Annotated in this window: 18 protein-coding genes; 14 read left to right on the top strand and 4 right to left on the bottom strand. The window is 64.9% G+C overall.

The window, feature by feature from the left end; all coding sequences use genetic code 11:
• The first annotated feature begins 1 nt into the window (after nucleotide 1).
• The 4 genes from Pan44_RS02585 (at nucleotide 2) to Pan44_RS02570 (ending at nucleotide 6060) form a co-directional block, all read left to right on the top strand.
• Nucleotides 2–784 (top strand): DUF5329 family protein, encoded by a 783-nt coding sequence (locus Pan44_RS02585; RefSeq protein ID WP_231754201.1) that lies wholly within the window; start codon nucleotides 2–4, stop codon nucleotides 782–784.
• 231 nt (nucleotides 785–1015) lie between these two features.
• Nucleotides 1016–4030, top strand: coding sequence for a PAS domain-containing hybrid sensor histidine kinase/response regulator (locus Pan44_RS02580; RefSeq protein WP_145026937.1), 3015 nt, complete (start codon nucleotides 1016–1018; stop codon nucleotides 4028–4030).
• Nucleotides 4031–4049: 19 nt separating this feature from the next.
• Nucleotides 4050–5246, top strand: a complete 1197-nt coding sequence (locus tag Pan44_RS02575; RefSeq protein ID WP_145026935.1) for an HD domain-containing phosphohydrolase — start codon at nucleotides 4050–4052, stop codon at nucleotides 5244–5246.
• Nucleotides 5247–5445: 199 nt separating this feature from the next.
• Entirely contained in the window at nucleotides 5446–6060 is a 615-nt protein-coding gene (locus Pan44_RS02570; protein ID WP_145026933.1) for a hypothetical protein, read from the top strand.
• A 57-nt stretch (nucleotides 6061–6117) separates the two neighbouring features.
• Here Pan44_RS02570 and folP read toward each other — a convergent pair whose 3' ends face one another.
• Complete coding sequence (gene folP / locus Pan44_RS02565; RefSeq protein ID WP_231754200.1) at nucleotides 6118–7011, bottom strand: dihydropteroate synthase; 894 nt, start codon at nucleotides 7009–7011, stop codon at nucleotides 6118–6120.
• 748 nt (nucleotides 7012–7759) lie between these two features.
• Nucleotides 7760–8239 carry a hypothetical protein gene (locus Pan44_RS02560; protein ID WP_145026931.1) on the bottom strand — a complete coding sequence of 160 codons (480 nt, stop codon included), beginning with the start codon at nucleotides 8237–8239 and terminating at the stop codon, nucleotides 7760–7762.
• 166 nt (nucleotides 8240–8405) lie between these two features.
• On the opposite strand from Pan44_RS02560, the gene Pan44_RS02555 reads away from it, so the two are divergent.
• The 8 genes from Pan44_RS02555 to Pan44_RS02520 all read left to right on the top strand — a co-directional run bounded on the left by Pan44_RS02555 (nucleotide 8406) and on the right by Pan44_RS02520 (nucleotide 14356).
• Nucleotides 8406–8687, top strand: a complete 282-nt coding sequence (locus tag Pan44_RS02555; RefSeq protein WP_145026929.1) for a EutN/CcmL family microcompartment protein — start codon at nucleotides 8406–8408, stop codon at nucleotides 8685–8687.
• A 79-nt stretch (nucleotides 8688–8766) separates the two neighbouring features.
• Nucleotides 8767–9195: a response regulator transcription factor gene (locus Pan44_RS02550; protein WP_145026927.1), complete on the top strand. Its 429-nt coding sequence runs from the start codon at nucleotides 8767–8769 to the stop codon at nucleotides 9193–9195.
• 275 nt (nucleotides 9196–9470) lie between these two features.
• Nucleotides 9471–9731: a hypothetical protein gene (locus Pan44_RS02545; protein WP_145026925.1), complete on the top strand. Its 261-nt coding sequence runs from the start codon at nucleotides 9471–9473 to the stop codon at nucleotides 9729–9731.
• Between the two features lie 202 nt (nucleotides 9732–9933).
• Nucleotides 9934–10263, top strand: a complete 330-nt coding sequence (trxA, locus tag Pan44_RS02540) for a thioredoxin (protein ID WP_145026923.1) — start codon at nucleotides 9934–9936, stop codon at nucleotides 10261–10263.
• An 81-nt stretch (nucleotides 10264–10344) separates the two neighbouring features.
• On the top strand, nucleotides 10345–11838 hold the full coding sequence (locus Pan44_RS02535; protein WP_145026921.1) for a coiled-coil domain-containing protein: 1494 nt from the start codon (nucleotides 10345–10347) through the stop codon (nucleotides 11836–11838).
• 18 nt (nucleotides 11839–11856) lie between these two features.
• Nucleotides 11857–12261 (top strand): NUDIX domain-containing protein, encoded by a 405-nt coding sequence (locus tag Pan44_RS02530; protein ID WP_197453781.1) that lies wholly within the window; start codon nucleotides 11857–11859, stop codon nucleotides 12259–12261.
• Nucleotides 12262–12374: 113 nt separating this feature from the next.
• Nucleotides 12375–12761 (top strand): hypothetical protein, encoded by a 387-nt coding sequence (locus tag Pan44_RS02525; protein ID WP_145026917.1) that lies wholly within the window; start codon nucleotides 12375–12377, stop codon nucleotides 12759–12761.
• Between the two features lie 155 nt (nucleotides 12762–12916).
• The gene (locus tag Pan44_RS02520) at nucleotides 12917–14356 is read left to right on the top strand and encodes an APC family permease (protein ID WP_145026915.1); all 1440 of its coding nucleotides are present in this window, start codon (nucleotides 12917–12919) and stop codon (nucleotides 14354–14356) included.
• Here the strand turns inward: Pan44_RS02520 and Pan44_RS02515 are convergent.
• Entirely contained in the window at nucleotides 14353–15414 is a 1062-nt protein-coding gene (locus tag Pan44_RS02515) for a sialidase family protein (protein ID WP_197453780.1), read from the bottom strand. The two genes, Pan44_RS02520 and Pan44_RS02515, sit on opposite strands and share 4 nt — an antisense overlap.
• A 216-nt stretch (nucleotides 15415–15630) precedes the next feature.
• On the opposite strand from Pan44_RS02515, the gene Pan44_RS02510 reads away from it, so the two are divergent.
• Both Pan44_RS02510 and Pan44_RS02505 read left to right on the top strand, forming a co-directional pair.
• Complete coding sequence (locus tag Pan44_RS02510) at nucleotides 15631–18696, top strand: PSD1 and planctomycete cytochrome C domain-containing protein (RefSeq protein ID WP_145026913.1); 3066 nt, start codon at nucleotides 15631–15633, stop codon at nucleotides 18694–18696.
• A 4-nt stretch (nucleotides 18697–18700) separates the two neighbouring features.
• Nucleotides 18701–20128, top strand: a complete 1428-nt coding sequence (locus Pan44_RS02505; RefSeq protein WP_231754199.1) for a DUF1501 domain-containing protein — start codon at nucleotides 18701–18703, stop codon at nucleotides 20126–20128.
• 31 nt (nucleotides 20129–20159) lie between these two features.
• Here the strand turns inward: Pan44_RS02505 and zwf are convergent, their stop codons facing one another.
• The gene (zwf, locus tag Pan44_RS02500) at nucleotides 20160–21707 is read right to left on the bottom strand and encodes a glucose-6-phosphate dehydrogenase (RefSeq protein ID WP_145026911.1); all 1548 of its coding nucleotides are present in this window, start codon (nucleotides 21705–21707) and stop codon (nucleotides 20160–20162) included.
• Between the last annotated feature and the right edge of the window lie 155 nt (nucleotides 21708–21862).

Below are 21862 nucleotides of genomic sequence, written 5' to 3'. Positions count from 1 at the left end.
GGTGTCGCCCGATCGAGAATGGTGTCTGCAATGGCTGGACGCGTGGACATCGATTCCGGGAGCCGTCATGCGAATGGTGACGCTTGTCTGCTGCGTGTGCCTGCTGGGCAGCTGTCGGCCGAAGCCTCCGACGCCCGCGACGAATGAAGCCGCGTCGAAGCCCGTTGCCCCGGCGATCGTCGGACTCCCGGTGACGATGACGGTGAAGCAGCGATCGCAGACCGTTGTTCCCGGATCGTCGCAGGGGCTGACCCTTTCTGCGGGGGACATCACCCGCGGAAAAGTGGAGGCCGCCCTTCGCAGCGAGTCGGGCGTGTTTCTTCAGCCGGCCTTCATGGAGGAAGGCGATCGCCGGCCGTTCGAATACCAGCAGGGGAAGTATGAGCTGGCGCTGGTAAAGCTCGACAACGCGCTGGTGGGCGAGGACTTCGCGACGTTCACCCTGTCGGAAGCGGCCTCGGAAGAGAAGCTGACCGAGGCCCAGAAGATCGACCGGCTGATCGCCCGCGTGGAGTCGCTGGAAGGGGCGACGTTTCTTCGCAACGGAAGCGAGCATTCGCCGGCGGATGCGGCGCAGCACCTGAGGGAGAAGCGTGCGCGGGCGGGCGATGCGGTGAAGACTGTGGACGACTTCATTGAGCAGGTGGGATCGAAGTCGTCGCTGTCGGGGGACGAGTATGAGATCCGGTTTCGTGATGGACGGGTGGTGAAGGCGGGCGAATTCCTGCGGCGTGAGGCGGCGGAGTCGACCGGGAAGGCCGACGCCGTGCAGAGAGCACCTTAAGGAGGAGGACCCCCGTGCCTGTGGCGGCAGGAGGACGATTTGTCCCCCTGCCATTCAGCCAATTCCGGTCTCACGATTCCACCTGTTCCGCATAACCGTCACAGGTGGATAGGGTCTCCCTAATGAGTTGCAGAAATTCAACACGGCGTCTCCTCGCGGCGTGGTTGAGCTAGCGTTGCTTCAGCCTGGGAGACTCTTCGAATTGCGAAGAGATTCCGGCTGGAGCGATCCATGCCAGTCGTGTCGGAGATGACGGAAGTCGAGCGTCGTGCAGCACAGTTGCTGCACGCGCATCGCCACCGCATTTTCCGTCGGACGGATGGCCTGTTCGCCTGGCTGCTGCTGATCCAGTTCCTGGCGATTTCCGCGGGAGCTTACTACGGCCCGATTGACGCCCCGCTGGGCGGCTCGCTGGTTCCACAGAGCCGGGCGTGGGGGATGATGCTGATCGCGTTCGCCGCGACGGGCCCGACGCTGTTGCTCGTGCGGTTCCGGGCGGGGCACGTGTGGACGCGGAACTGCGTCGCGCTGTCACAGATCGTTCTGTCGTCCCTGCTGATGCGCGTCACCGAAGCGGACGGGGCCACCTACTTCCATGTGTTCGCGTCGCTGGCGTTCCTGTCGGCGTATCGTGATCCGCGACTCCTCCTGGCGCCGACAGCGTTCGCGCTGATCGATCGCTGGACGGGTGGAATCTTCTGGCCGCAGGATGCCGTCGATCTCGCCCGCGACTGGCTGAGCGACGTGGAGTATTCGACGTGGCTGGTGGTGCTCGACACGTTCCTGATCCTGGCGATCCGGCAGAACGAACGGGAGATGGGAAACTACGCCCGACGGACAGCGGAGCTGGAGGAGAGCCGACTGAGCTCGCAGCGTCAGACGGAAGAGCTGAACCGGATCTTCGCCAAGGAGCGGGCGATCATCGAGGGAGCCCTGGATGGAGTAATCGCGATTGATCGCGAAGGACGGATCACGACGTGGAACTGCCAGGCGGAGCGGATCTTCGGCTGGTCGGCCGTTGAGGCGCTGGGCCAGCGGTTCACCGAGCTGGTGTTGCCGGGCGAGTCGCGGGACCTGTCGGTCAACGGCCAGAAAATCCTGGGCGGGCCGTCGCCGCTGACGGCCTGCAGCCAGCGTCGGGAACTGGTCGGACTGCACCGGACGGGGCGGGAGATCCCGATCGAACTGGCGACGACGCCGATCCGGCATGGCAGCGAGCTGACGTACTGCGCGTTCGTGCGCGACATCTCCGATCGCAAGCAGGCGGAGCAGGCGCTGGAAATCAGCGAGAGCCAGGCCCGCCGGCTGGCGCTTGTCGCGGCCCATACTCACAACGCGGTCGTCATCACCGACATCGATGAACGGATCGAATGGGTGAACGAAGGGTTCACGCGCATCACCGAATACACGCTGGATGAAGTGATCGGCCGGCGACCGGCCGAGTTCCTCCGCGGTCCCGATCTGGATCCGGAGCAACTGGCGTTCATGCAGGCCCGCATCCAGGCCGGGCTTCCCTTCCAGACGGAACTCAAGAATTACTCGAAGAGCGGCCGCGAATACTGGCTGGCGATGGAAGTACAGCCGCTCCGCACGGCGGATGGCAGCCTGACGGGATTCGTCGCCATCCAGGCGGATATTACGTCGCGGAAGGCCGCGGAGAGCGAGCTGCGGCGCGCGAAGGAACAGGCGGAAGCGGCCAACCAGGCGAAGAGCGTGTTCCTGGCGAACATGAGCCATGAGATTCGCACGCCGCTGACGGGGATCCTGGGATTCACGGACGTGCTGCGGGCGGGGAATGTTTCAACGTCGCAGGCGCAGAACTACCTGGGCGTGATCCATTCGTGCGGCACGCATCTACTGACGCTTCTGAACGACATCCTGGACCTCTCGAAGATCGAGGCCGGCCGGATGGAGTTCGACAATCTGCGCTGCGCTCCGCAGCAGATTGTCACAGATGTGCTTTCGCTGCTGCGGGTTCGCGCCCAGCAGAAAGGCCTGGCGCTGGAGGCGCTGTGGCTGACGGATGTGCCGGAGTCGATTCAGACCGATCCGGCCCGCCTGCGGCAGCTGCTGATGAACCTGATTTCCAATGCGATCAAGTTTACGGAGCGAGGCTCGGTGTGGGTGCAGATCGCCGCGCTCATGATCGAAGGCGACTGGGCCCTCGAGTTTACGATTCGCGATACGGGGATCGGCATTGGACCTGACCAGGTCCACCGGATCTTCCAGCCGTTCGACCAGGCCGACAATTCGATCACGCGCAAGTTCGGCGGGACCGGACTGGGCCTGGCGATTTCGCGCTATATCGCGCGGGGACTGGGCGGCGACATTACGGTGGAAAGCCAGCTGGGAGCGGGGAGCACCTTCCGGGCGACCATCTCGACCGGGTCGCTCGAGAACGTGCGGTTCATTCCCGTGCAGCTGAGCGAATCGATCCAGCCTTCGCAGCATGCGTCGGCTGTCGGCGCGAGGGCGCACGACCTGACCGGCGTCCGGATCCTGCTGGTGGAAGACGGCGAGACCAACCGCGACCTGATCTCCCTGGTGCTGTCACGGGTGAACGCGCGGGTGAGCTGCGCCTGCAACGGCCTGGAAGGCGTTCAGGCCGCCGAGTCGGGCGACTTCGACCTGATCCTGATGGACATGCAGATGCCTGTGATGGACGGATACTCGGCCGCCCAGCGGCTGCGATCGGGAGGATGCCGATTGCCGATCATCGCGCTGACGGCGCACGCGATGCGGGGGGACCGGGAGAAATGCCTGTCGGCCGGATGCACGGGATACCTCACGAAGCCGATCCAGGTGGATCGTCTGCTGGAGGCGGTCGCGAGGCAAATCGATTCGTCGCGGCCGGCGCCGTCGAAGGAACGCGAGTCCGACGTGGACCTGGACGTGGCCTGGACGGCCGAGGCGCTGGCGAGCGAACCGCAGGGACGGATTCGTTCGACGCTTCCGACGGCGTTGCCGAAGTTCCGGGAGATCATCGTGCGGTTTGTCGAATCACTGGGCGAGCGCCGGGCGCAGATGCATCAGGCGTTCGCGGACGATCGCTGGGAAGACCTTGCTTCGTCGGCCCACTGGCTCAAGGGAGCCGGCGGGACGGTCGGATTTGAATGCTTTACTGAACCGGCGCGCCGCCTGGAACAGGCCGCGCGCCGAGGCCAACCGCAGGACGCGGAGAACTGCCTGCGGGAGATCGATTGCCTGATCGATCGGATTGCCACCCCCGAGCCGACCACTGTTTGAAAGTCAGAAGGCGTATTCCATGTTGTCCCTCCTCACTCGCCACGCGCGTCCGGCTGCTGCAGTCGACTCGATCTTCAGGCCTGAGGCCCCGGGAATCCGGGATGTCCGTCAGGCTCGGATCATGATCGTCGACGATGAGCCGCTGAACATCGCGGTCGTCCAGGGTTACCTGGAGATGGACGGCTACACGAACATCGTGTCGACGGACCATGCTCCCCAGGCGCTGCCGCAGATCGGTCTCCATCTTCCGGATGTCGTCCTGCTCGACATCCAGATGCCGCACATCGACGGCCTGGAGATCCTGTCCGCGATCCGCAGCGACGTGACGCTGTCGCAGATGCCGGTCGTCATCCTGACGGCGAGTTCGGATGACGAAACCAAGATCCGGGCCCTGCGGGCCGGCGCGACCGACCTGTTGTGCAAGCCCGTTCATCGCGAGGAACTTCTGGCCCGACTGGGGAACGTGCTGCAGGTGAAGGCCTGGCAGGACCACCTGCGCGGTTATTCGGAGGCCCTCGAAGAAGCGGTTCGGAAGCGGACCGCGGAGCTGGAAGCGTCGCGACTCGACGTGATCCACTGCCTGGCCCGGGCCGCGGAGTTTCGAGACGACGACACGGGGCAGCACATTGTCCGCGTCGGCCGTTACGCGCGAATCATCGGCGAGCAGCTGGGGATGACGCAGGCGATGCTGGACATTCTCGAGCCGGCCGCACAGCTGCACGACGTGGGCAAGATCGGCATTTCGGACAACATCCTGCTGAAGCCGGGCAAGCTGACGGAAGACGAGTTCGACCTGATGCAGCGGCACTGCAACTTCGGGAAGAAGATCGTCGACTGCCTGCCGGACCGCGAGAACCGTCTGCTCAAGAGCCACACCGAACTGGGCGCCCGGATCATGGACGTCGGGGCCTCGCCGATCCTGGCGATGGCGAAGCGAATCGCGCTGACGCACCATGAGAAATGGGACGGAAGCGGTTACCCGCTGAAGCTGGCGGGAGTCGACATTCCGCTGGAAGGCCGAATCACGGCCGTGGCCGACGTGTTTGACGCCCTGAGCAGCAAGCGACCGTACAAGGCGGCGTTTCCGCTGGAGAAGTGCTTCGCGATCCTCACCGAGGGGCGTGGGAAACACTTCGACCCGTCGGTGCTCGACGCATTCATGGCCCGCCGCGACGACATCATCAACGTGCAGATCGAGCTGGCAAACTCGGAATGACCGTCACCTCGGGTGACCGGCTATGCCGGATGGCAGGACTGGAGGGGCGTCGACCTTGCGGGGTTACTCCCTGTTCGCCGGAATCGGCCGCCGTGCCCCCTGAATGGAAGTAAGAATTCTGTATGGGACCGCTGGTCGCGGAGCGCCGTTCCGGCGCGCCGGCCGCGGAGCCTGCGCGTATTGAATCCGAGTGTGAGTCATGACCAACGATCGCGTGCGCGGCCGGGTCTGGGTCAGCGCCCGAATCCAAGGGCGAATCCTCGGACGCATCGCCTGCTACTGGGCGATCTACCATGCTGTCCTCTGGAACGCCATTTTCGTGGCGCGTTATATCGCCTACAGGGCGTCCCTGATCGCCGGCGACACCGAGGTGCGGACGATCGGGCAGCTGTATGCCACCTTCGCCAGCGACTATGCGGGGCTGGCCCTCTGCGCCGTCCTGCTGGCGCCGGTCTTCCTGTATGACGTCTTCCGGCAAAGCCACCGGATTGCCGGCCCGCTGGTCCGGTTCCAGACCGTGCTGAAGCGAATGATTGCCGGAGAGAGAGTGTCGACGGTGAAGCTGCGGAAGGACGATCTCCTGACGGAGTTCCAGGACGTCTTCAACGAGTTCATCGAGTACTACAACCAGAAGCACGGCCTGGCGCCGAACGACGCCAGGATGAACGAGCGTGAGGCGGCGATCCTGGAGCAGGTCACGCAGGTGCGCGCGGCGGTGCTTCAGGAAGTGGAATCGATGGCGGCCGAGGCGTCGTCTCCGGGGAATCGCCCGTGGACCAAACCGCAGGCTGGCCCCGCCACACCGCGCTCCTGAGACGCGCGCCCGCGACAACTCTCACGCTTCGCGCCGCATTGAGGCGGAGGCGACGTCTCACCCGCCCGATGCGCCCGTGAACGCAGCGGATCGCACAGTGTCCCAGGCAGTCAGCGCGTCTTTCACGGCCTGCACGTCGTGCACGCGAATGAGCCCGGCCCCCTGCTGGGCGACAGCGATCGCCACTCCGATCGTCCCCGCGGTCGCTTCTTCGACGGGCCGGCCGAGAACCTTCTGAAGGAAGCGTTTTCTCGAGTGTCCGATCAGTACGGGCCGGCCGATCGATCGCAGGGCGGCGATGTTCGAGAGGATCTGGAGATTGTGGTCGGGCGTTTTTCCGAATCCGATGCCGGGATCGACCACGATGCGTTCCGCGGGGATGCCCTGAGTGCCCAGTTCGCGGACGCGCTGCTGGAGGTGGCTGGTGACTTCGCGGACGACGTCGTCGTAGCGGGGGGCGAGCTGCATCGTCTGGGGTGTGCCCTGCATGTGCATCACGATCACGCCGCAGCCGGATTCGGCGCAGACGCCGACCATCGCGGGATCGCCGGACATGCCGGTGACGTCGTTGACGATCGTGGCTCCGGCGGCGAGTGTTTCCCGGGCGACGAGGCTGGATGAGGTGTCGACGGAGACCGGGATCTGCAGGCGTCCCTGGAGTTCCTGGAGGACGGGCAGGATCCTGCGGAGCTGCTCTTCGGGATCGACGGGGAGAGAGCCGGGGCGCGTCGATTCGCCGCCGACGTCGATGATGTCCGCGCCCTGCCGGGCGAGATCGAGAGCATGCTCGACTGCGGCGCTGGTGGCGACCCAGCGTCCTCCATCGGAGAAGCTGTCGGGCGTGACGTTGAGGATGCCCATGACTTTCGCGGGTCCGTTGAAGGTCCAGCGGGTCGCGCTGTCGAGGGCCCAGAGCGAAGGGGATTCCGGGAACATCGACGAGTGCATCATGGAGTGAAACAGGACCGGAAATCCGGGACGTCAAAAGGGAATGTATAAGCGGATCAGTATGTCAATACGAAGTTTACAGCGGTGAGAGGGAGGAAGGGATTCGAAAAAACTTCGATGATTTCGCGAGTGACGTGGTTTGACAGTGCGCAGGGCGTGCAATATCACACCGGCTGTCAGTAGCGGTCATCGGGGCGGTGTTTGCCGTCTTTTCAGGATGGATGACCACCCGGCGTGGCACATTTTGTGGCTCGGACCAACGCCCGGGGAGAGGACAATGATCGCCGAGTCCAAACTGGAGTGACATCATGATGCGTAAGCTGTTTGCGTTGACCGCCCTGGCGGCTGTTGTTTTCGCGGCTTCCTCGGAAGCTGAAGCCGGCCGTCGTTGCTGCCGTGCCAAGCGTTCGCGCGGCTGCGGCGCCAGCGCCTGCTGCCCGGCCCCGAGCTGCGCCGCTCCTTGCGGCCCGAGCTGCGCTGCCCCCTGCGGCGGTTGCGGTGCTGTTGCTCCGAGCTGCGGCGCCCCCTGCGGCCCGAGCTGCGCTGCTCCTTGCGGCGCTTGCGGCTAATCCGCAGAGAGTCGAGTCATTGGTGCGTCAATTGACAGCGGGGGTGGTGAACTTTATCACTCCCGCTGTCATTGCGCCATCTGATGAGTTCCGGCATGTTGACGGAATGATGGCGACCCGGTGTTGGCGATCATGAGGCTCGGACCAACCCCTGGGGTGAGGACAATCAGATCGCCGAGTCATTAGGAGTACCACATCATGATGCGTAAGCTGTTTGCCTTGTCCGCCCTGGCGGCCCTGTTGGTTGCGTTCACCAGCGACGCGGAAGCCGGCCGTTGCCGTGCCCGTCGCAGCCGCGGCTGCTGCGGCGCCAACGCCTGCTGCCCGGCCCCGAGCTGCGCCGCTCCCTGCGGTGCCAACTGTGCCGCTCCCTGCGGCGCTTGCGGAACTGGTGCTTGCGGCAATGCCTGTGCTTCCTGCGACGCCTGCGGAAGCGGCGCTTGCGGAAACGGCGCCTGCGGCAACACCTGCTGCCCGACCGCTGCCTGCTGCGGCGCTGCCGCCAGCTGCTGTGCCACGACCGGAGCTGCCTGCAGCTCGGCTTGTGCTGCTCCCTGCAACACCGCCCCGGCTCCGGAAAACGCTCCGGAACCGCCGGCTGAACCGGCTCCGGCCCCGGAAGGCAAGAAGGCCTGATTCGGAGGTCGCGTTCGCCGCGACACTGAATCCCCTTCGACTGGATATTTCGAGAGCTTGTTTCGCCCGGCGAGACAGGCTCTTGTTGTTTCCGAGGACCGATGATCGGAACGGTCATCGACACCGGCCCCCGGCAGAACCGAGACGTCTCCCTGCCCTGTTCCTGTTCGCCGTCTCACCCCGATCAATCTCATGCGTATCGCCCGTGTGATCGGCAAACTGAACCTCGCGCGTGCGGAAGCGTCGCTGACCGGCGCCCGCTACCTGATCGCCGTGCCGCTGTCGCTGGAGTGCCTGCGAACCGGCCAGGCGTCATCCGCCGAGGAACTCATCGTTTACGACGAGATGGGCGCCAGCGAGGGGCAGCTCATCGTCGTCAGCGAAAGCGCAGAGGCGGCTGCCCCATTCCATCCGCAGCAGAAGCCCGTCGATGCGTACTGCGCGGCGATCCTTGATACGATGGACTTCGACTGATGGTCTGCGACCGGCCGACCACGATGGGCCGGCCGGGCCCGCCGTCCGATCCGTTCTGACACCTTTCCGACCTCCCGCCATGCCCCGCCGGATCCTGCTGATCGAAGACGACCGGGAAATCAGTTCCACGCTCTCGAGCGTCCTGGATGGAGCGGGCTATCACGTCCTCACCGCGTCCAACGGGATCGACGGGCAGCGGCTGATCGAAGCGGAACAGCCCGATCTCGTGATCACCGACATGATGATGCCGCGGCTCGGCGGATTCCCCGTGCTCGAGTTCATGAAGGGGCTGGCCAACCCTCCAAAGGTGATCATGATCACCGCCAACGAGGGGGGGCGGCACAAGGCATATGCCGAGATGCTGGGCGTCGTCGATTACCTGCGCAAGCCGTTCGCGATGGACGTGCTGCTGGATGCGGTGCGCCGGGCGCTCGAGGACGTGCCCGACAGCGACGGCCCCGGCGGACCGCTGCGGCGAAGCCGGCCGATCAAGCGGCGCGACGAATAGACGCGTTCCGAGCAACTGAGTGCGTCTGCGAGTTCAGGGAACAGATCGCCCACCTTCTGGTGTGCGGACGCGAATTCAGGCTCCTCAACCGCTCCTCGTCGCCATCTCCCTGTCGGGATGTGGTGAAGGCGTGGAACGCACAGACCGGGGCGAAGGCCTGCAGGGTGGCCGCTCCGGAAGGCGTCCCTCTTTGGGCTGGTCATTGATGCTGGAGCATCCGCCGCGATATGGTCTGGGCTCGTCTTTACGCGTCCGCACCGTCCATAGAACGCACGATGGCCGCCTACACCAAGTACGATCCCCGCGTCGATTCGCTCGTGGTCGAAACCCGGACGAACTGGGCTCCCGATGTGCTGGGCCTCTCTGACGAGGACAAGCAGTGGCTGGCGAAGGCGATCCACGCCGACCCGAAGCTGGCCGGCAAGCTGAGCTACGAACGGGTGCACACCGGTTTCATCCGCGAGATCACCGTGACGACGGCGGATATCGAGCGGCTGTACGCCTCGCGTTTCGGAAGCGAGCCGGCGTCGGTGTAGTCCCTGGGGCCGTGCGGACGCGGAAATCCGAACTGTCCGGGCGCGATTTCGCGTGGTGCGCAAGGCGTCGCAAGGCATTGCGGGACGAACAGTTGCATGCAATTGACGGTTCCGGACGCCCGTTGACAGGTTTCGGGCACTGGTCAATACTTGCGCCGCGAAACGAATCCTGCAGCCAAGATTTGAGGAGAGGAAGGTTCCCATGGCCGGTCAAGTTGCTGACGTCACTGACACCACCTTTGACACCGAAGTGCTCAAGAGCGACACGCCGGTGCTCGTTGATTTCTGGGCCCCCTGGTGCGGCCCGTGCAAGATGCTGGCTCCGACCGTCGAAGCGATCGCCACCGATTACGCCGGCAAGCTCCGCGTCGTGAAGGTGAACACCGACGAGAGCCGTCAGTCGGCGATGAACTATCGCATTGAAGGCATCCCGACGCTGCTGCTGTTCAAGGGTGGACAGCCGGTGGAGCGGGTGGTCGGCGTGCTGAAGAAAGATCAGCTGGCCGCGAAGATCGACAAGCACCTCGCCTGAGTGCGAATGTCGGATTGAACCGGAAGCCGCCGGAACGGGCGGCTTCCGAGTAATCTGAGTGCTCCGCGGGAAAGGATTCCCATGCCCGATGCATCGCAGTCCTCGCCTGGCCGCCTCGCGGCGCGCGAGTTCCCCTCCGCGGTCCGCACCGCGATGACGGGTGAATCGGCTCTCCAGCAGGCGACGCGTCTGATGGAGCATCTCCGTAAACAGCTCGAAGAGCTGGATCGCCGGGAAGCGAATCTCAACCGGCAATTGATTGCCTTCGACAACGAGCGCCGCAGCCTGCGGCTTCTCGCCCAGCAGCTGGAAACGGAGTCGGCCCAGCGCGAGCAACAGTTGGCCGCCCGCGAAGAAGAGGTGCTGAACCGCGAGTCGGCCTGCGACAGCCGGACGACCGAACTGGATTCGACCGAACAGCAGTTGAACGAGGTGCGGACGGCGCTCGAAGCGGAGAGGGCCGAACTCAGGGAACGGCTCGAAGAAGAACTTTCTGCGGAGCGCGACGGGCTGCGCGTCGAGAGGGAAGAACTGGACGCGCGCGCCGTCGATCTCGAGTCGCGCGAAGCCGCACTCGAACAGGGTCATGTCGATCTCGACAAGCGGACGCGGCTGCATGAGGACCACCTCGCGCGGCTGCGCAGCGAAATCTCGGCCGAGCGGGCCCGACTGGAACGCGAGACGGCAACGCGCCGCGTGTGGGCCAGTGAAGTTGAACACGTGAACGCGCTGCGGCTGCGGCAGATCCGCAAACTGCGCAGCCTGCTCGAGCGGCGGGAAGCGTCGCTCGTCTCCGAGGCCGAACTGGTCCGTGAACAGCACGACGCGGCCACGCAGGATGTCGCGCGACAGCGCGAACAGGTCGTCCAGGACCAGGAGCAACTCGCGCAGGCGATCGAAGACCATGCGCGCGATGTCGAGCGCCACCAGGAAATGCTGAACCTGCAGGCCGAGAACCTCGAGGGCCGCCGGCTGCGTCTCGACCGGCTGCGTGATGAACTCGATCAGGAGCGACAGGAGACGCTGGAATCGCGACTGGTTGTCGATCAGGTGTATTCGCAGACGGTCCACGCGCTGGATGTCGCCGCAGCGCAGGAGCGGGTGCAGGCGGCGCGGACGAAACTGTTCGATCACTACCGCGATCTGCGGGAGTCGCTGACGAGGCGTCGGCAGGAATGCGAACAGGCGCAGCGACAGCTGATCGAGCGCCGCGACGGCTTCCAGGCTGAGCGCGATGAACAGCTGCAGCGAGTGGCGGAACGCGAAGAGCATCTGGCGGGGCGTCAGCTCGCGATGGCGAACCAGGCGGAAGACTTCTCGCGGCGCGAATCGCAGTTCGCTGCGGCTCGCGAGCGCTGGCGGCAGGACCGGCTGGAGGCGGAGCGCGTCATCCGGACGCTCCTGCGCGAACTGGAACAGGGAGGCGAAGCCTCACTCGAGCGTTCGAACCTGAAGGCGATTTCCGCGGCGGACGGCCATTGGGGGGCAATGCCCGTGGACAACGGCGATTCCCCGATCAACGAGCTGGAGTCGGGGGAAGATCCGGATCACGAGTCGATTCCTGTGGCGGCCTGAATGCACCAAGCTCCTTCCATGTCCCTGCCTGATCTCTCCCGAGTGACGCGTGTCGCGGTGGCGATCGTCGAAGCGGACGGCGCGTACCTGGTCGGCGTTCGAGGCCCGGACGGGCCGCTCCCTGGCTACCACGAGTTCCCAGGCGGCAAGCTGAATCACGACGAGCGGCCGAACGACGGAGCGGTCCGCGAGTGCCTGGAGGAAACGGGGCTGGACGTTCTGCCGGTCGAGCGGGTTTATGAATGTACGCACGACTATCCGCATGGCCGGGTGGAACTGACGTTCGTGCTCTGCCGACCGGCGGTCGCCGGGCGTCCGGCGGCGCTTGGGCGTTTTGAATGGCGGTTGCGGCGGGAACTGGGGGAGCTGAAGTTCCCGGAGGCGAACGCGCCTGTCGTGGCGCTGCTGCAGTCGCGCCCGTAGCCGATGACCGGTGGACGGGCGGGGGCAACGACCGCTGGTGCTTGCACGGGGGAAGACCATGTGGTCTGCTCCGGGATGTTTCTGTGCCCAGTTCGTCGTTGCGATTTGAAGTCATGTCTACGTCCGAGTTCGACCTTGATGACCTTTCCCTGGCCGACCAGATTCGCGCCGAGGTGGAGGCGCTGATCCTGGAATCGGAGCGGAGCCAGCGACCTCTCGAGATGGAGCCTCTGCGGTCGAAGCTGTTCGAGCAGTTCGTGCTGGCCCAGGCGGCCGGCTACCTGGTCGAGGAGGCTGCGGAGGACCTCACGGCCGATGGCCTGATGCACACGCTGGCCACGAAATGGGGGCTGCGGTCGGCCGCCCAGTCGTCAGTGCGCGAGAACGCGCCGCTCCCCCCCGAGCATCTGACGCGGATGCGGGGGCTGTGGGCGATGATGCGGATGTGGATGGAGTGGACGTACGCCTGGGGCCGCTGGGACGAATTCCACAAGACGTAACGGCCGGGCCGGCTCTCGGCGGCGGGATGTTGTGCGTTGGCGCGGAGGGTCTTTGAGATCGCGCCATTTCGTGCGGGCTTCGGCGGACAATTCCGGACGCGCGCTGTACGCTGTCGCGGCCTCGCTCAAGCCTGTTCGCCTGCCGTGGAGTGTTGATGGACGTGCGTCCGCTGGAGCCTGTCGGTTCGGAATCGGAATCCGGAAACGTTCTGCCACGGACGCTCAACCTGCGCGACGCGATCGCGATTGTCGTCGGGTCGATCATCGGCTCGGGCATCTTCATGAAGGAACCGACGATCGCCAAGACGGTCGGTTCCTTCGGACCGATCCTGGGTGTGTGGCTGATCGTGGGCATTCTCAGCTGGTGCGGCTCGCTGGCGAGCGGCGAACTGTCGGCCATGATGCCGCAGGCGGGAGGGCCTTACGTCTACCTCCGCGCGGCGTACGGGCGGCTGCCGGCGTTCCTGTGGGGCTGGACCGAATTCTGGGTCATGCGGACGTCGGCCCTGGGCACCCTGGCCTGCGCCTGCGTCATCTACCTGGAAGCGCTGCTTCCCGAATCGCAGCAGCCGGGGCATGTGATGGACGGCATCTTTGCCGGCGCCATCCTCGTCGGACTGGCGATGATCAACATCCGCGGCACGCGCTGGGGTGCGAACTTTCAGAACCTGACGACGATCATCAAGGTCGGGTTCCTGATCGTCCTGATCGTCGCGCCGTGGCTCACCGGGAAGGCCAACCCGGAGAACCTCGCGCCGCTGGCGCCGGAGAAGGTCGACTTCGACTTCTGGAAGGCGATTGCGATTGCGATGCTCGCGGTGAAATGGCCCTACGACGGCTGGTCGAACCTGGGATTCATTGCAGGCGAAGTGAAGAACCCGCAGCGGAACATGCCGGCCGCGCTGACGGTCGGCATGGCGATCATCGTCGCGATCTACATGGCGACGATTCTCAGCTACCACCTCGTGCTCCCGTTTCACGAAGTGGCGACGGCCGGCCCCATCGCGGCCAAAGTGAGCGAAGTGCTGTTCGGCCCGATCGGCGCGGTGATCTGTGCGATCGGCGTCACGATCTCCGCGCTGGGAGCGGCGAACTCCAACATGCTGACGGTTCCGCGGATCTATTTTGCCGTGGCCCGTGACGGGCTGCTTCCGGAGGCGGTGAGCCGGCTGCATCCGGTCTACAAGACTCCAGCCAATGCGATCCGCATGCAGACGACGTGGGCCCTGTGCCTGCTGGCGATCGTGTTCGCGTACACGTCGAAATCGAAGATCGGCGTGCGGGACGCCTTCGACCACCTGTCGGACTTCGTGATCTTCGGCGGTGAAATCTTCTACGGGCTGACGATCGCGGCCGTGTTCGTTTTGAGGTGGCGACGTCCCGATCTGCCGCGTCCCTACAAGACGTTCGGCTATCCGTTCACGCCGTTCCTGTATCTCGTGGGGGCCGTGGCGGTGCTGGCGAGCTTTCTCACGAGTCTCGAGAAGATCCAGCAGATGTGTTTCGGGTTCCTGCTGATCGGGGCGGGCATCCCCTACTACCTGTGGGCTTCCCGAACGAGGCGCGGCCGATCCGGCACGGAAGGGGTGGTCTAACGAGTCGCGTCGCTCGCGTCCGGTAACTTCACTTTCGCCAGGTAGATGCTCGTCTTCTCCTCGTGCGAAGAGTAATAGCTGACCCAAAGCAATCCGTCCCGGAACACCAGCCCGGGGTAGCTCGTGTCGCCGCCCGAGGGGAGAGTCGCCAGCGTCGTGAGCTTCGCCGTCTCCGGATCAAGCCACCACAGGTTGCATTCGGGCGGACCGATGGAATCACGGCCGCCGACGACAAGTCGTCCATCGGGCAGTCGGATCACCTGTGGCCCGCCCAGCCGCGTCTGCAGGCTTTTCCACGTCCACTCCCGGTAAGGCGACCTGGAGGAGCCGAGAAGCGCCGCGGGCTCCTTCGGATCATCGTGACGGACGATGCAGAGCGACGAGCCGTCGCTGTCGAAGAGCAGCGAAGATTCTCCCGGAGAACGTCCCGCCCCGTTCAGTTCCGGGACGATCACCTCGAACGTCCGGCCATCTGTGCTGCGATACAGGCGGGTGGTCCGTGTGGACCGATCGAGTGCGGTCGAATAGCCGACGGCATAGGCGATGTCGTCATGCCATACGATGCGCCACAGCCAGAAACCGGGATCTCCGATCGGAATCGGTTCGCCCCAGTCGCGTCCGTCTTCCGAGTACCAGACATACGACTGGTGCCGCATCCCGTTGACCGGCTCATGCAGGGCGCCGGCGCCGCACAGCATCAGCCGATTGCCTGGTGCAATGCTGATTTTGGCGTCCCGCAGATCTGAGTCGGTCGACCGGATCAGGGCGGACGACGACCACGTTGCCCCGTCCGTCGAGCTGAGCACCCGCAGCGCGCCGTCGGGAGAGACATGTTTCGCCCCTTCGCGGAACACGCAGAACCAGTGACCGTCACGCCAGACGAGGTCCGTAAATGCGTTGTGCGGCGCAGCGTCCCAGATGCGGCGGACCTCGACGATCCTGGCCTGCGAAGCGTCGTCCGCACGCGACAGGGACGCCCCTGCCAGGACCGCGGCAATCGCGATCGCCAGCGGAGGCACACGCGCCGTCAACAGCATCCAGATTGGGAAGGTGCTCATCGTCACGCTCATTCCTGCCGGGGGACAACGACTTGATTCCAACGACTCAAATTGGAAACCACCAGTACGGATCGACTTGCGGATGAGCAAGCGCTCCTTTCAGAATGAGCGTACGAAACGAACAGACGGCTCTTCTCGCTGGCTGATCTGGAGCGTTCGGCCCTCATTGCGTCCCCCTGCGGCTCCCCCGCCTCGCCCCTGGCCAATCGTCTCCTTATGCGAACCCTCGTCCCCTGCTTACTCCTCGTGGCGCTGGCAGGCCGCCTGCAGGCGGACGATTCCCGGCTTCCTGACGACGCCTTCGCGATCCTCAAAAGGGCCTGCCTGGAGTGTCACGGCCCGAAGAAGCAGGAGGCCGACCTGCGCCTCGACAGTCGCGACGCGGCTCTCAAGATCGAATCCGTTCTCACGCCAGGCCGTCCTGATGCGAGTGAACTGTTGCGCCGGGTGGCGCTCGCGCGGAATGATGACGAGCGGATGCCCCCTCTCGGCGAGCCTCTCTCGAAATCAGAGATCGACACGCTCCGCCGCTGGCTCGAAAGCGGAGCCGCATGGCCCTCGCTGGCCTCGACGGACAAGCACTGGGCCTATACCCCCCCCGAGCGACCTCCGGTTCCATCCGCTCTGAAGAGCAACTGGGGCCGCTCACCGATCGACGCATTCGTGCTGGCGCGACTCGAACGCGAGGGGCTGACGCCATCCCCCGAAGCCAATCGCGAAACACTGATCCGCCGGGTGTCGCTCGACCTCGTGGGACTGCCGCCGACGCCCGCCGAAGTCGAGGCTTTCGTGAAGGACCAGTCGGCCGATGCGTGGGAAAGGCTTGTCGATCGCCTGCTCGAGTCACCGCAGTTCGGCGTGAAGTGGGCCCGGCCGTGGCTCGACTATGCCCGCTATGCCGACTCGCATGGATTCCAGCGGGACGACTTCCGCGAGCTGTGGGCTTACCGCGACTGGGTGGTCGACGCACTGAATGCGGACATGCCGTTCGAACAGTTCACCGTCGAGCAGCTGGCCGGAGACCTGCTCCCTTCGCCGACGCAGTCGCAGCTCATTGCGACCGGGTTCAACCGCTGTGCGCCGACGAACGTGGAAGCGGGAACCGAACCCGAGGAAACGCGGGTGAACCAGGTCTTCGATCGCGTGAACACGGTCGGAATGGTGTGGCTGGGGAGCACCATGGAATGCTGCCAGTGTCACGACCACAAGTACGATCCGTTCAGCATGCGGGATTACTACGGGCTGTTCGCCTTCTTCAACAACACGGAGATCGAGGCGGAGCGGACGAATCCGAAGGTTCCCGGCTCGATCCAGTTCAAGGGGACTTCACTCTCGCTCGAAGATGAAAAGACGACGGCGGCCCGGCGCGAATTCGAACAGCAGATCGCGGCGCTCGACGACCAGCTGGCGGTGCGGCGAAAGGAACTCGAAACGCCGGACGCAGGGTGGGAGGCCGGGCAGAAGAAGCGTCTGACGGAAGCCCCGGCCATTCACGCACTGGAGATTGTTTCCTTCCAATCGACAGAAGGGTCGACCTCTGAAATCCTGCCAGACGGTTCTGTGCTGCTGAGTGGAGAGACGCCCGACCAGGACACGTACATCGTCCAGGCCCGGACGAACGTGAAGGACATTCGCGCGATTCGGCTCGATGCACTCACCGATCCATCGCTGCCGGGCGCCGGACCTGGCCGGGGAGACGAGAAGCGACCGAACTTCGTGCTGACGCGTTTCCATTGCGAGGCCGGGCCGGCTTCGGGCGCGGGATCGAAACCGGTTGGGTTCAGTTCGGCATCGGCCGACTTTTCGCAGAAGTCGTTTTCCCCCGAGCAGGCGATCGGCAAGGTCGAGGGGAAAGGCTGGGCCATCAATCCGCAGTTCCGCAAGCCGCACTGGGCCACGTTCAACACGGCGAAGCCGCTGGGACATGAGGGGGGGACGCTGCTCACGATCCGACTGGAGCAGAACTTCGGCGGCGGGCGGACGATTGGCCGGCTGAAGCTGAGCGTCGTGACGGGAAGCGCGTCGGAAGAACCGATCCCGGGGGCCGTTGCCGAGGCACTGGCCGTCGCCGTGGACCAGCGGACCGAGAAGCAGCGCGTGGCGCTGGCCGACTATCGGGCGACCAACGATGCCGCGGCCAAGCAGCTCCAGCGGCAGAAGACGAAGCTGACGGCGGACCTGCAGAAGCTCGCGGTTCCGACGACGCAGGTGATGAAAGAACTGACGGCGCCGCGGACGACAGCAATGTTCCAGCGGGGCAACTACCTGTCTCCCGGTGAGAAAGTCGAGCCGGCCATTCCGCGGCCGCTCGTGAGCGCGACCGGGAGCACGGACGAAGCGCCCCGCTCACGGCTCGACCTGGCGCGGTGGCTGGCGAGTCCGCGCAATCCCCTGGCGGCACGCGTGACGGTCAATCGCTGGTGGGGCGAACTGTTCGGCCAGGGACTCGTGACAACTCCCGAGGATTTCGGCCTGAAAGGCGAAGCGCCCACCCACCCGGAACTGCTCGACTGGCTGGCCGTGGAGTTTCACGACAACGGCGGCTCAATCAAGCACCTGCTGAAAACGATCGTCCTGTCCGCGACGTATCGGCAGTCGTCCGCAATCCGCCCTGAACTCCATGAACAGGATGACCGCAACCGCCTCCTCGCCCGCGGGGCGAGATTCCGGCTCGATGCGGAAACGATTCGCGACAACGCGCTCGCCGTGGCCGGGCTGCTCAGCCTGAAACAGGGTGGCCCGCCGATCAAGCCGTATCAGCCGGACGGCCTGTGGGTGAAAGTCGGCGGCCAGAGATACGACTATGAAGTGAGCCCCGGAGAAGACCGGTTCCGGCGGGGGCTGTATGTCGTCTGCAAGCGGGGCTCGCCCTATCCGAGCTTCGTCAACTTCGATGCCAACAACCGGATGTCGTGCCGCGTGAACCGCCCCCGGTCGAACACACCCACCCAGGCGCTCACGCTCCTCAACGATCCGGTCTACGTCGAAGCGGCCAAGGCGTTCGCCCGCGACGTGCTGCAGGAGAACGAGGCGACGCTGGACGGCCGGTTGACGTTTGCATTCCGCCGCGCGACCTCGCGGACGCCGACCTCCACCGAACTGGCGGTCCTCCGGTCGCTGTACGAATCCCAGACATCCGACGCGAAAGCCCAGGCGGCTGAAATCGACCGACTGATCGGCGACTTCCCGTTGCCGAAGTCGATCGACCGGGTCGAGTTCGCCGGCTGGTATGCCGTCTGTGCGGCGCTCCTCAATCTCGATGAGACGATCACCAAGGGTTGAGATCATGACTCGGCTGACAGCAATGACCGATGCCCTGGCGCGGCGGTGTTTCCTGCGGCGCGGCGGTGTGTCGCTGGGCATGACGGCCCTCGCGTCCCTGCTGCGTCGCGACGCAGCTGCTGCGGAAACGTCCGCGCCGCGCGGGCCCGATCTGCGTCCGCGGGCGAAGAACATCATTTTCATGCACATGATCGGCGCGCCGTCGCAGCTCGATCTGTTCGACTCCAAACCCGAACTCGTGGCCCGCGACGGAGAGGTCTGTCCCGAGTCGCTTCTTGAAGGCCGACGGTTCGCGTTCATCGGCGGAAAGATGACGCTTTCCGGCTCGAAGTACCGCTTCCGCCGCCATGGCGCGAGCGGGCAGGAGATGTCGGAACTACTGCCGCACCTGGCCGGCATCGCCGACGACATCGCAATCGTCAAATCGATCCACACCGAAGAGATCAACCACGCCCCGGCCCAGATGTTCCTGCACACGGGGTTCGGGCGCGGCGGCCGGCCGGGGCTGGGTTCGTGGGTGAACTACGGACTCGGCTCGGAGAACGACAATCTCCCGGCGTACGTCGTCCTGCAGTCGGGGCCGATCGGCGGGGCTGGAACGTCGTTGTGGTCCAGCGGGTTCCTGCCGAGCGTGTACCAGGGAGTGCAGTTCCGATCGAGCGGAGACGCCGTACTGTTCCTGAGCAATCCGCCCGGACAGGATGACGCCGACCGACGCCGGATTCTCGATGCCGTCAAGGGGCTGAACGAAACGCGCCTGGCGACGATCGGCGATCCGGAGATCGCGACGCGCATCAGCCAGTATGAAATGGCGTTCCGGATGCAGTCGTCCGTTCCGGACCTGATGGACCTGTCCGGCGAAACCGCCGAAACGCTGTCGCTCTATGGCGCGAAACCGGGGCAGGCTTCGTTTGCCAATAACTGCCTGCTGGCACGACGGCTCGTCGAACGCGGCGTCCGGGTCATCGAGCTCTACGACTCCGACTGGGACCATCACGGCAGCCTGGCGACGCGCCTGCCGGCGAAATGCCTCGACGTCGACCGCCCGATGGCCGCGCTCGTGACGGACCTCAAGCGCCGCGGCCTGCTCGATGAAACGCTCATCGTGTGGGGCGCGGAATTCGGACGATCGCCGCTCGGACAGGGAATGGACGGCAACGGCAAGGCGACGGCCGCCGGCCGCGACCATCACAAGGATGCCTACACCATGTGGCTGGCCGGCGGCGGTGTGAAGCCGGGAATCACCTGGGGCAGGACGGACGACTTCGGATTCAGTCCCGTGGAAAACGGCGTCCACATCCACGACCTCAACGCCACGCTGCTCCACCTGCTGGGGCTCGACCACGAACGCTTGACGTTCAAGTACCAGGGGCGTGAGTTCCGGCTGACGGATGTGGCCGGCAACGTCGTCGACGGGCTGATTGCCAGCTGAGGCCGGAGAATCGTCCGCGTCGCCGGGCGGCTCACACCGGTGTTTCGGCCTTGGCGTGGCCGTTGGATTTGGGTTCGCTCACGTACCAATGCCGTCCGGAGCGGGAGAGGAGTTCCTGCGCGGCCTTGGGGCCCCAGGTTCCGCCGGCGTACAGCTCCGGATGGTGATCGGGATTCTCCCAGGCTTCGAGAATCGGATCACAGAACTTCCAGGCCGCTTCGAGCTCATCGCTGCGGGTGAAGAGCGTGGAGTCTCCGCGGATGACGTCGAGCAGCAACCGCTCGTAGGCCTCGGGCATCGCGACATCGAACGACTGCTGGTAGTCGAACTCCATGTCGACGGGCTGCACCTGGTACTGCATGCCGGGCCGCTTGGCCGAGAACGAGAGAGTGATCGATTCGCGCGGCTGGATGTGGAAGACGAGCGTATTGGGCCGGGCCTCGACGAGGTCGCACATCGTCCCTTCGCATTCGACCGTGGAGAACAGGTTGAGCGGAGGGAGCTTGAACTGGATGGCGATTTCGGTCACGCGTTGCGGCAGGCGTTTTCCGGTCCGCAGATAGAACGGAACTCCGGCCCAGCGCCAGTTGTCGATCCGGGCTTCCAGGGCGACGAAGGTTTCACGACGGGAGTCGGTCGGAATACGGTCTTCATCGAGGTACGCCTTCACGCGCTGCCCCTTGATGGCGGCGGCCGCGTACTGGCCCGCGACGGCCCATCCGCTGACGGGCCCGGACCGGCCGGGAACGAGCGACTGCAGCACCTTCAGCTTTTCGTTGCGGATGTATTCGCCGGAGAACGACGCCGGGGGCTCCATCGCGACGAGGCTGAGCAACTGGAGGACGTGGTTCTGGAGCACGTCACGCAGGGCGCCGGATTTGTCGTAGTAGCCGCCGCGGCCCCCCTCGATCCCCTGCGATTCGGCCACGGTGATCTGCACATGGTCGACGTGGTTCCGATTGAACATCGGTTCGAAGATCGAGTTACCGAACCGGAACAGCAGCAGGTTCTGGACGGTTTCTTTTCCCAGGTAGTGGTCGATGCGGTAGATCTGCTTTTCGCGGAGGATTCTCCCCAGCGACTGGCTCAGTTGCTGGGCCGATTCGAGATCGTGGCCGAACGGCTTCTCGATGACGACGCGGAGCTTTTCCGCCTGCTCCATGGGGTGGACGAGGCCGGCCTTGTCGAGCGCTTCGACGCTGGGCAGGAAGAGTTCGGGCGCGGTGGCGAGGTAGACGATGCGATTTCCGCTGAGGCCTTCTTCCGATTCGATGGACTGAATGCGGTCGCGGAGCGCGGGGGCGGCGGAATCGGATTCGATGTCGACCTGGGCATATCGCAGACGGCGCGCAAACGCCTGCCAGAGCTCGTCGGTGTAGTCGTTCTTGCGGAACTCGCGGACGGCAGCCTGCATCTCCGCGCGGAACGAGTCGTCCGTTTTCTCCCGCCGGGCGACGCCGACGATCGCCGCTTTCTGGGGAAGGAAGCCGTTGCAGTGCAGCTGGTAGAGAGCGGGAATCAGCTTGCGGGCGGTGAGATCTCCGGAGGCGCCGAAGATCATCAGAGTGAGGTCGTTCATAAGTCCGTTCCGTGGAGACGATCAGCAGGCGAGCGGCCGTGATCCGGGGGCATTGGACCGCGCACGGCGGAGCGCGGCAACCAGCCGGCCGTTCTGCATCGCCGATCTGAAGCAGGATTCACAAAACGCCCTCGAAACAGCGGGCGGAATCGCAC

This window comes from Caulifigura coniformis (assembly GCF_007745175.1).
GTDB classification, from domain to species: Bacteria; Planctomycetota; Planctomycetia; order Planctomycetales; family Planctomycetaceae; genus Caulifigura; species Caulifigura coniformis.
The sequence above is the reverse complement of the archived record's forward strand: the minus strand, read 5'-3'. Positions and strand labels throughout refer to the sequence as shown.

What these genes read in the sequence shown, in the direction of transcription:
- Pan44_RS02545 (WP_145026925.1), top strand. Translation starts at nt 9,471, where the DNA reads ATGGCCGCCTACACCAAGTACGATCCCCGCGTCGATTCGCTCGTGGTC.
- Pan44_RS02550 (WP_145026927.1), top strand. Translation starts at nt 8,767, where the DNA reads ATGCCCCGCCGGATCCTGCTGATCGAAGACGACCGGGAAATCAGTTCC.
- folP (WP_231754200.1), bottom strand. Translation starts at nt 7,011, where the DNA reads ATGATGCACTCGTCGATGTTCCCGGAATCCCCTTCGCTCTGGGCCCTC.
- Pan44_RS02580 (WP_145026937.1), top strand. Translation starts at nt 1,016, where the DNA reads ATGCCAGTCGTGTCGGAGATGACGGAAGTCGAGCGTCGTGCAGCACAG.
- Pan44_RS02505 (WP_231754199.1), top strand. Translation starts at nt 18,701, where the DNA reads ATGACTCGGCTGACAGCAATGACCGATGCCCTGGCGCGGCGGTGTTTC.
- Pan44_RS02535 (WP_145026921.1), top strand. Translation starts at nt 10,345, where the DNA reads ATGCCCGATGCATCGCAGTCCTCGCCTGGCCGCCTCGCGGCGCGCGAG.
- Pan44_RS02510 (WP_145026913.1), top strand. Translation starts at nt 15,631, where the DNA reads ATGCGAACCCTCGTCCCCTGCTTACTCCTCGTGGCGCTGGCAGGCCGC.
- Pan44_RS02570 (WP_145026933.1), top strand. Translation starts at nt 5,446, where the DNA reads ATGACCAACGATCGCGTGCGCGGCCGGGTCTGGGTCAGCGCCCGAATC.
- Pan44_RS02525 (WP_145026917.1), top strand. Translation starts at nt 12,375, where the DNA reads ATGTCTACGTCCGAGTTCGACCTTGATGACCTTTCCCTGGCCGACCAG.
- trxA (WP_145026923.1), top strand. Translation starts at nt 9,934, where the DNA reads ATGGCCGGTCAAGTTGCTGACGTCACTGACACCACCTTTGACACCGAA.
- Pan44_RS02555 (WP_145026929.1), top strand. Translation starts at nt 8,406, where the DNA reads ATGCGTATCGCCCGTGTGATCGGCAAACTGAACCTCGCGCGTGCGGAA.
- Pan44_RS02515 (WP_197453780.1), bottom strand. Translation starts at nt 15,414, where the DNA reads ATGAGCACCTTCCCAATCTGGATGCTGTTGACGGCGCGTGTGCCTCCG.
- Pan44_RS02575 (WP_145026935.1), top strand. Translation starts at nt 4,050, where the DNA reads ATGTTGTCCCTCCTCACTCGCCACGCGCGTCCGGCTGCTGCAGTCGAC.
- Pan44_RS02520 (WP_145026915.1), top strand. Translation starts at nt 12,917, where the DNA reads ATGGACGTGCGTCCGCTGGAGCCTGTCGGTTCGGAATCGGAATCCGGA.
- Pan44_RS02530 (WP_197453781.1), top strand. Translation starts at nt 11,857, where the DNA reads ATGTCCCTGCCTGATCTCTCCCGAGTGACGCGTGTCGCGGTGGCGATC.
- zwf (WP_145026911.1), bottom strand. Translation starts at nt 21,707, where the DNA reads ATGAACGACCTCACTCTGATGATCTTCGGCGCCTCCGGAGATCTCACC.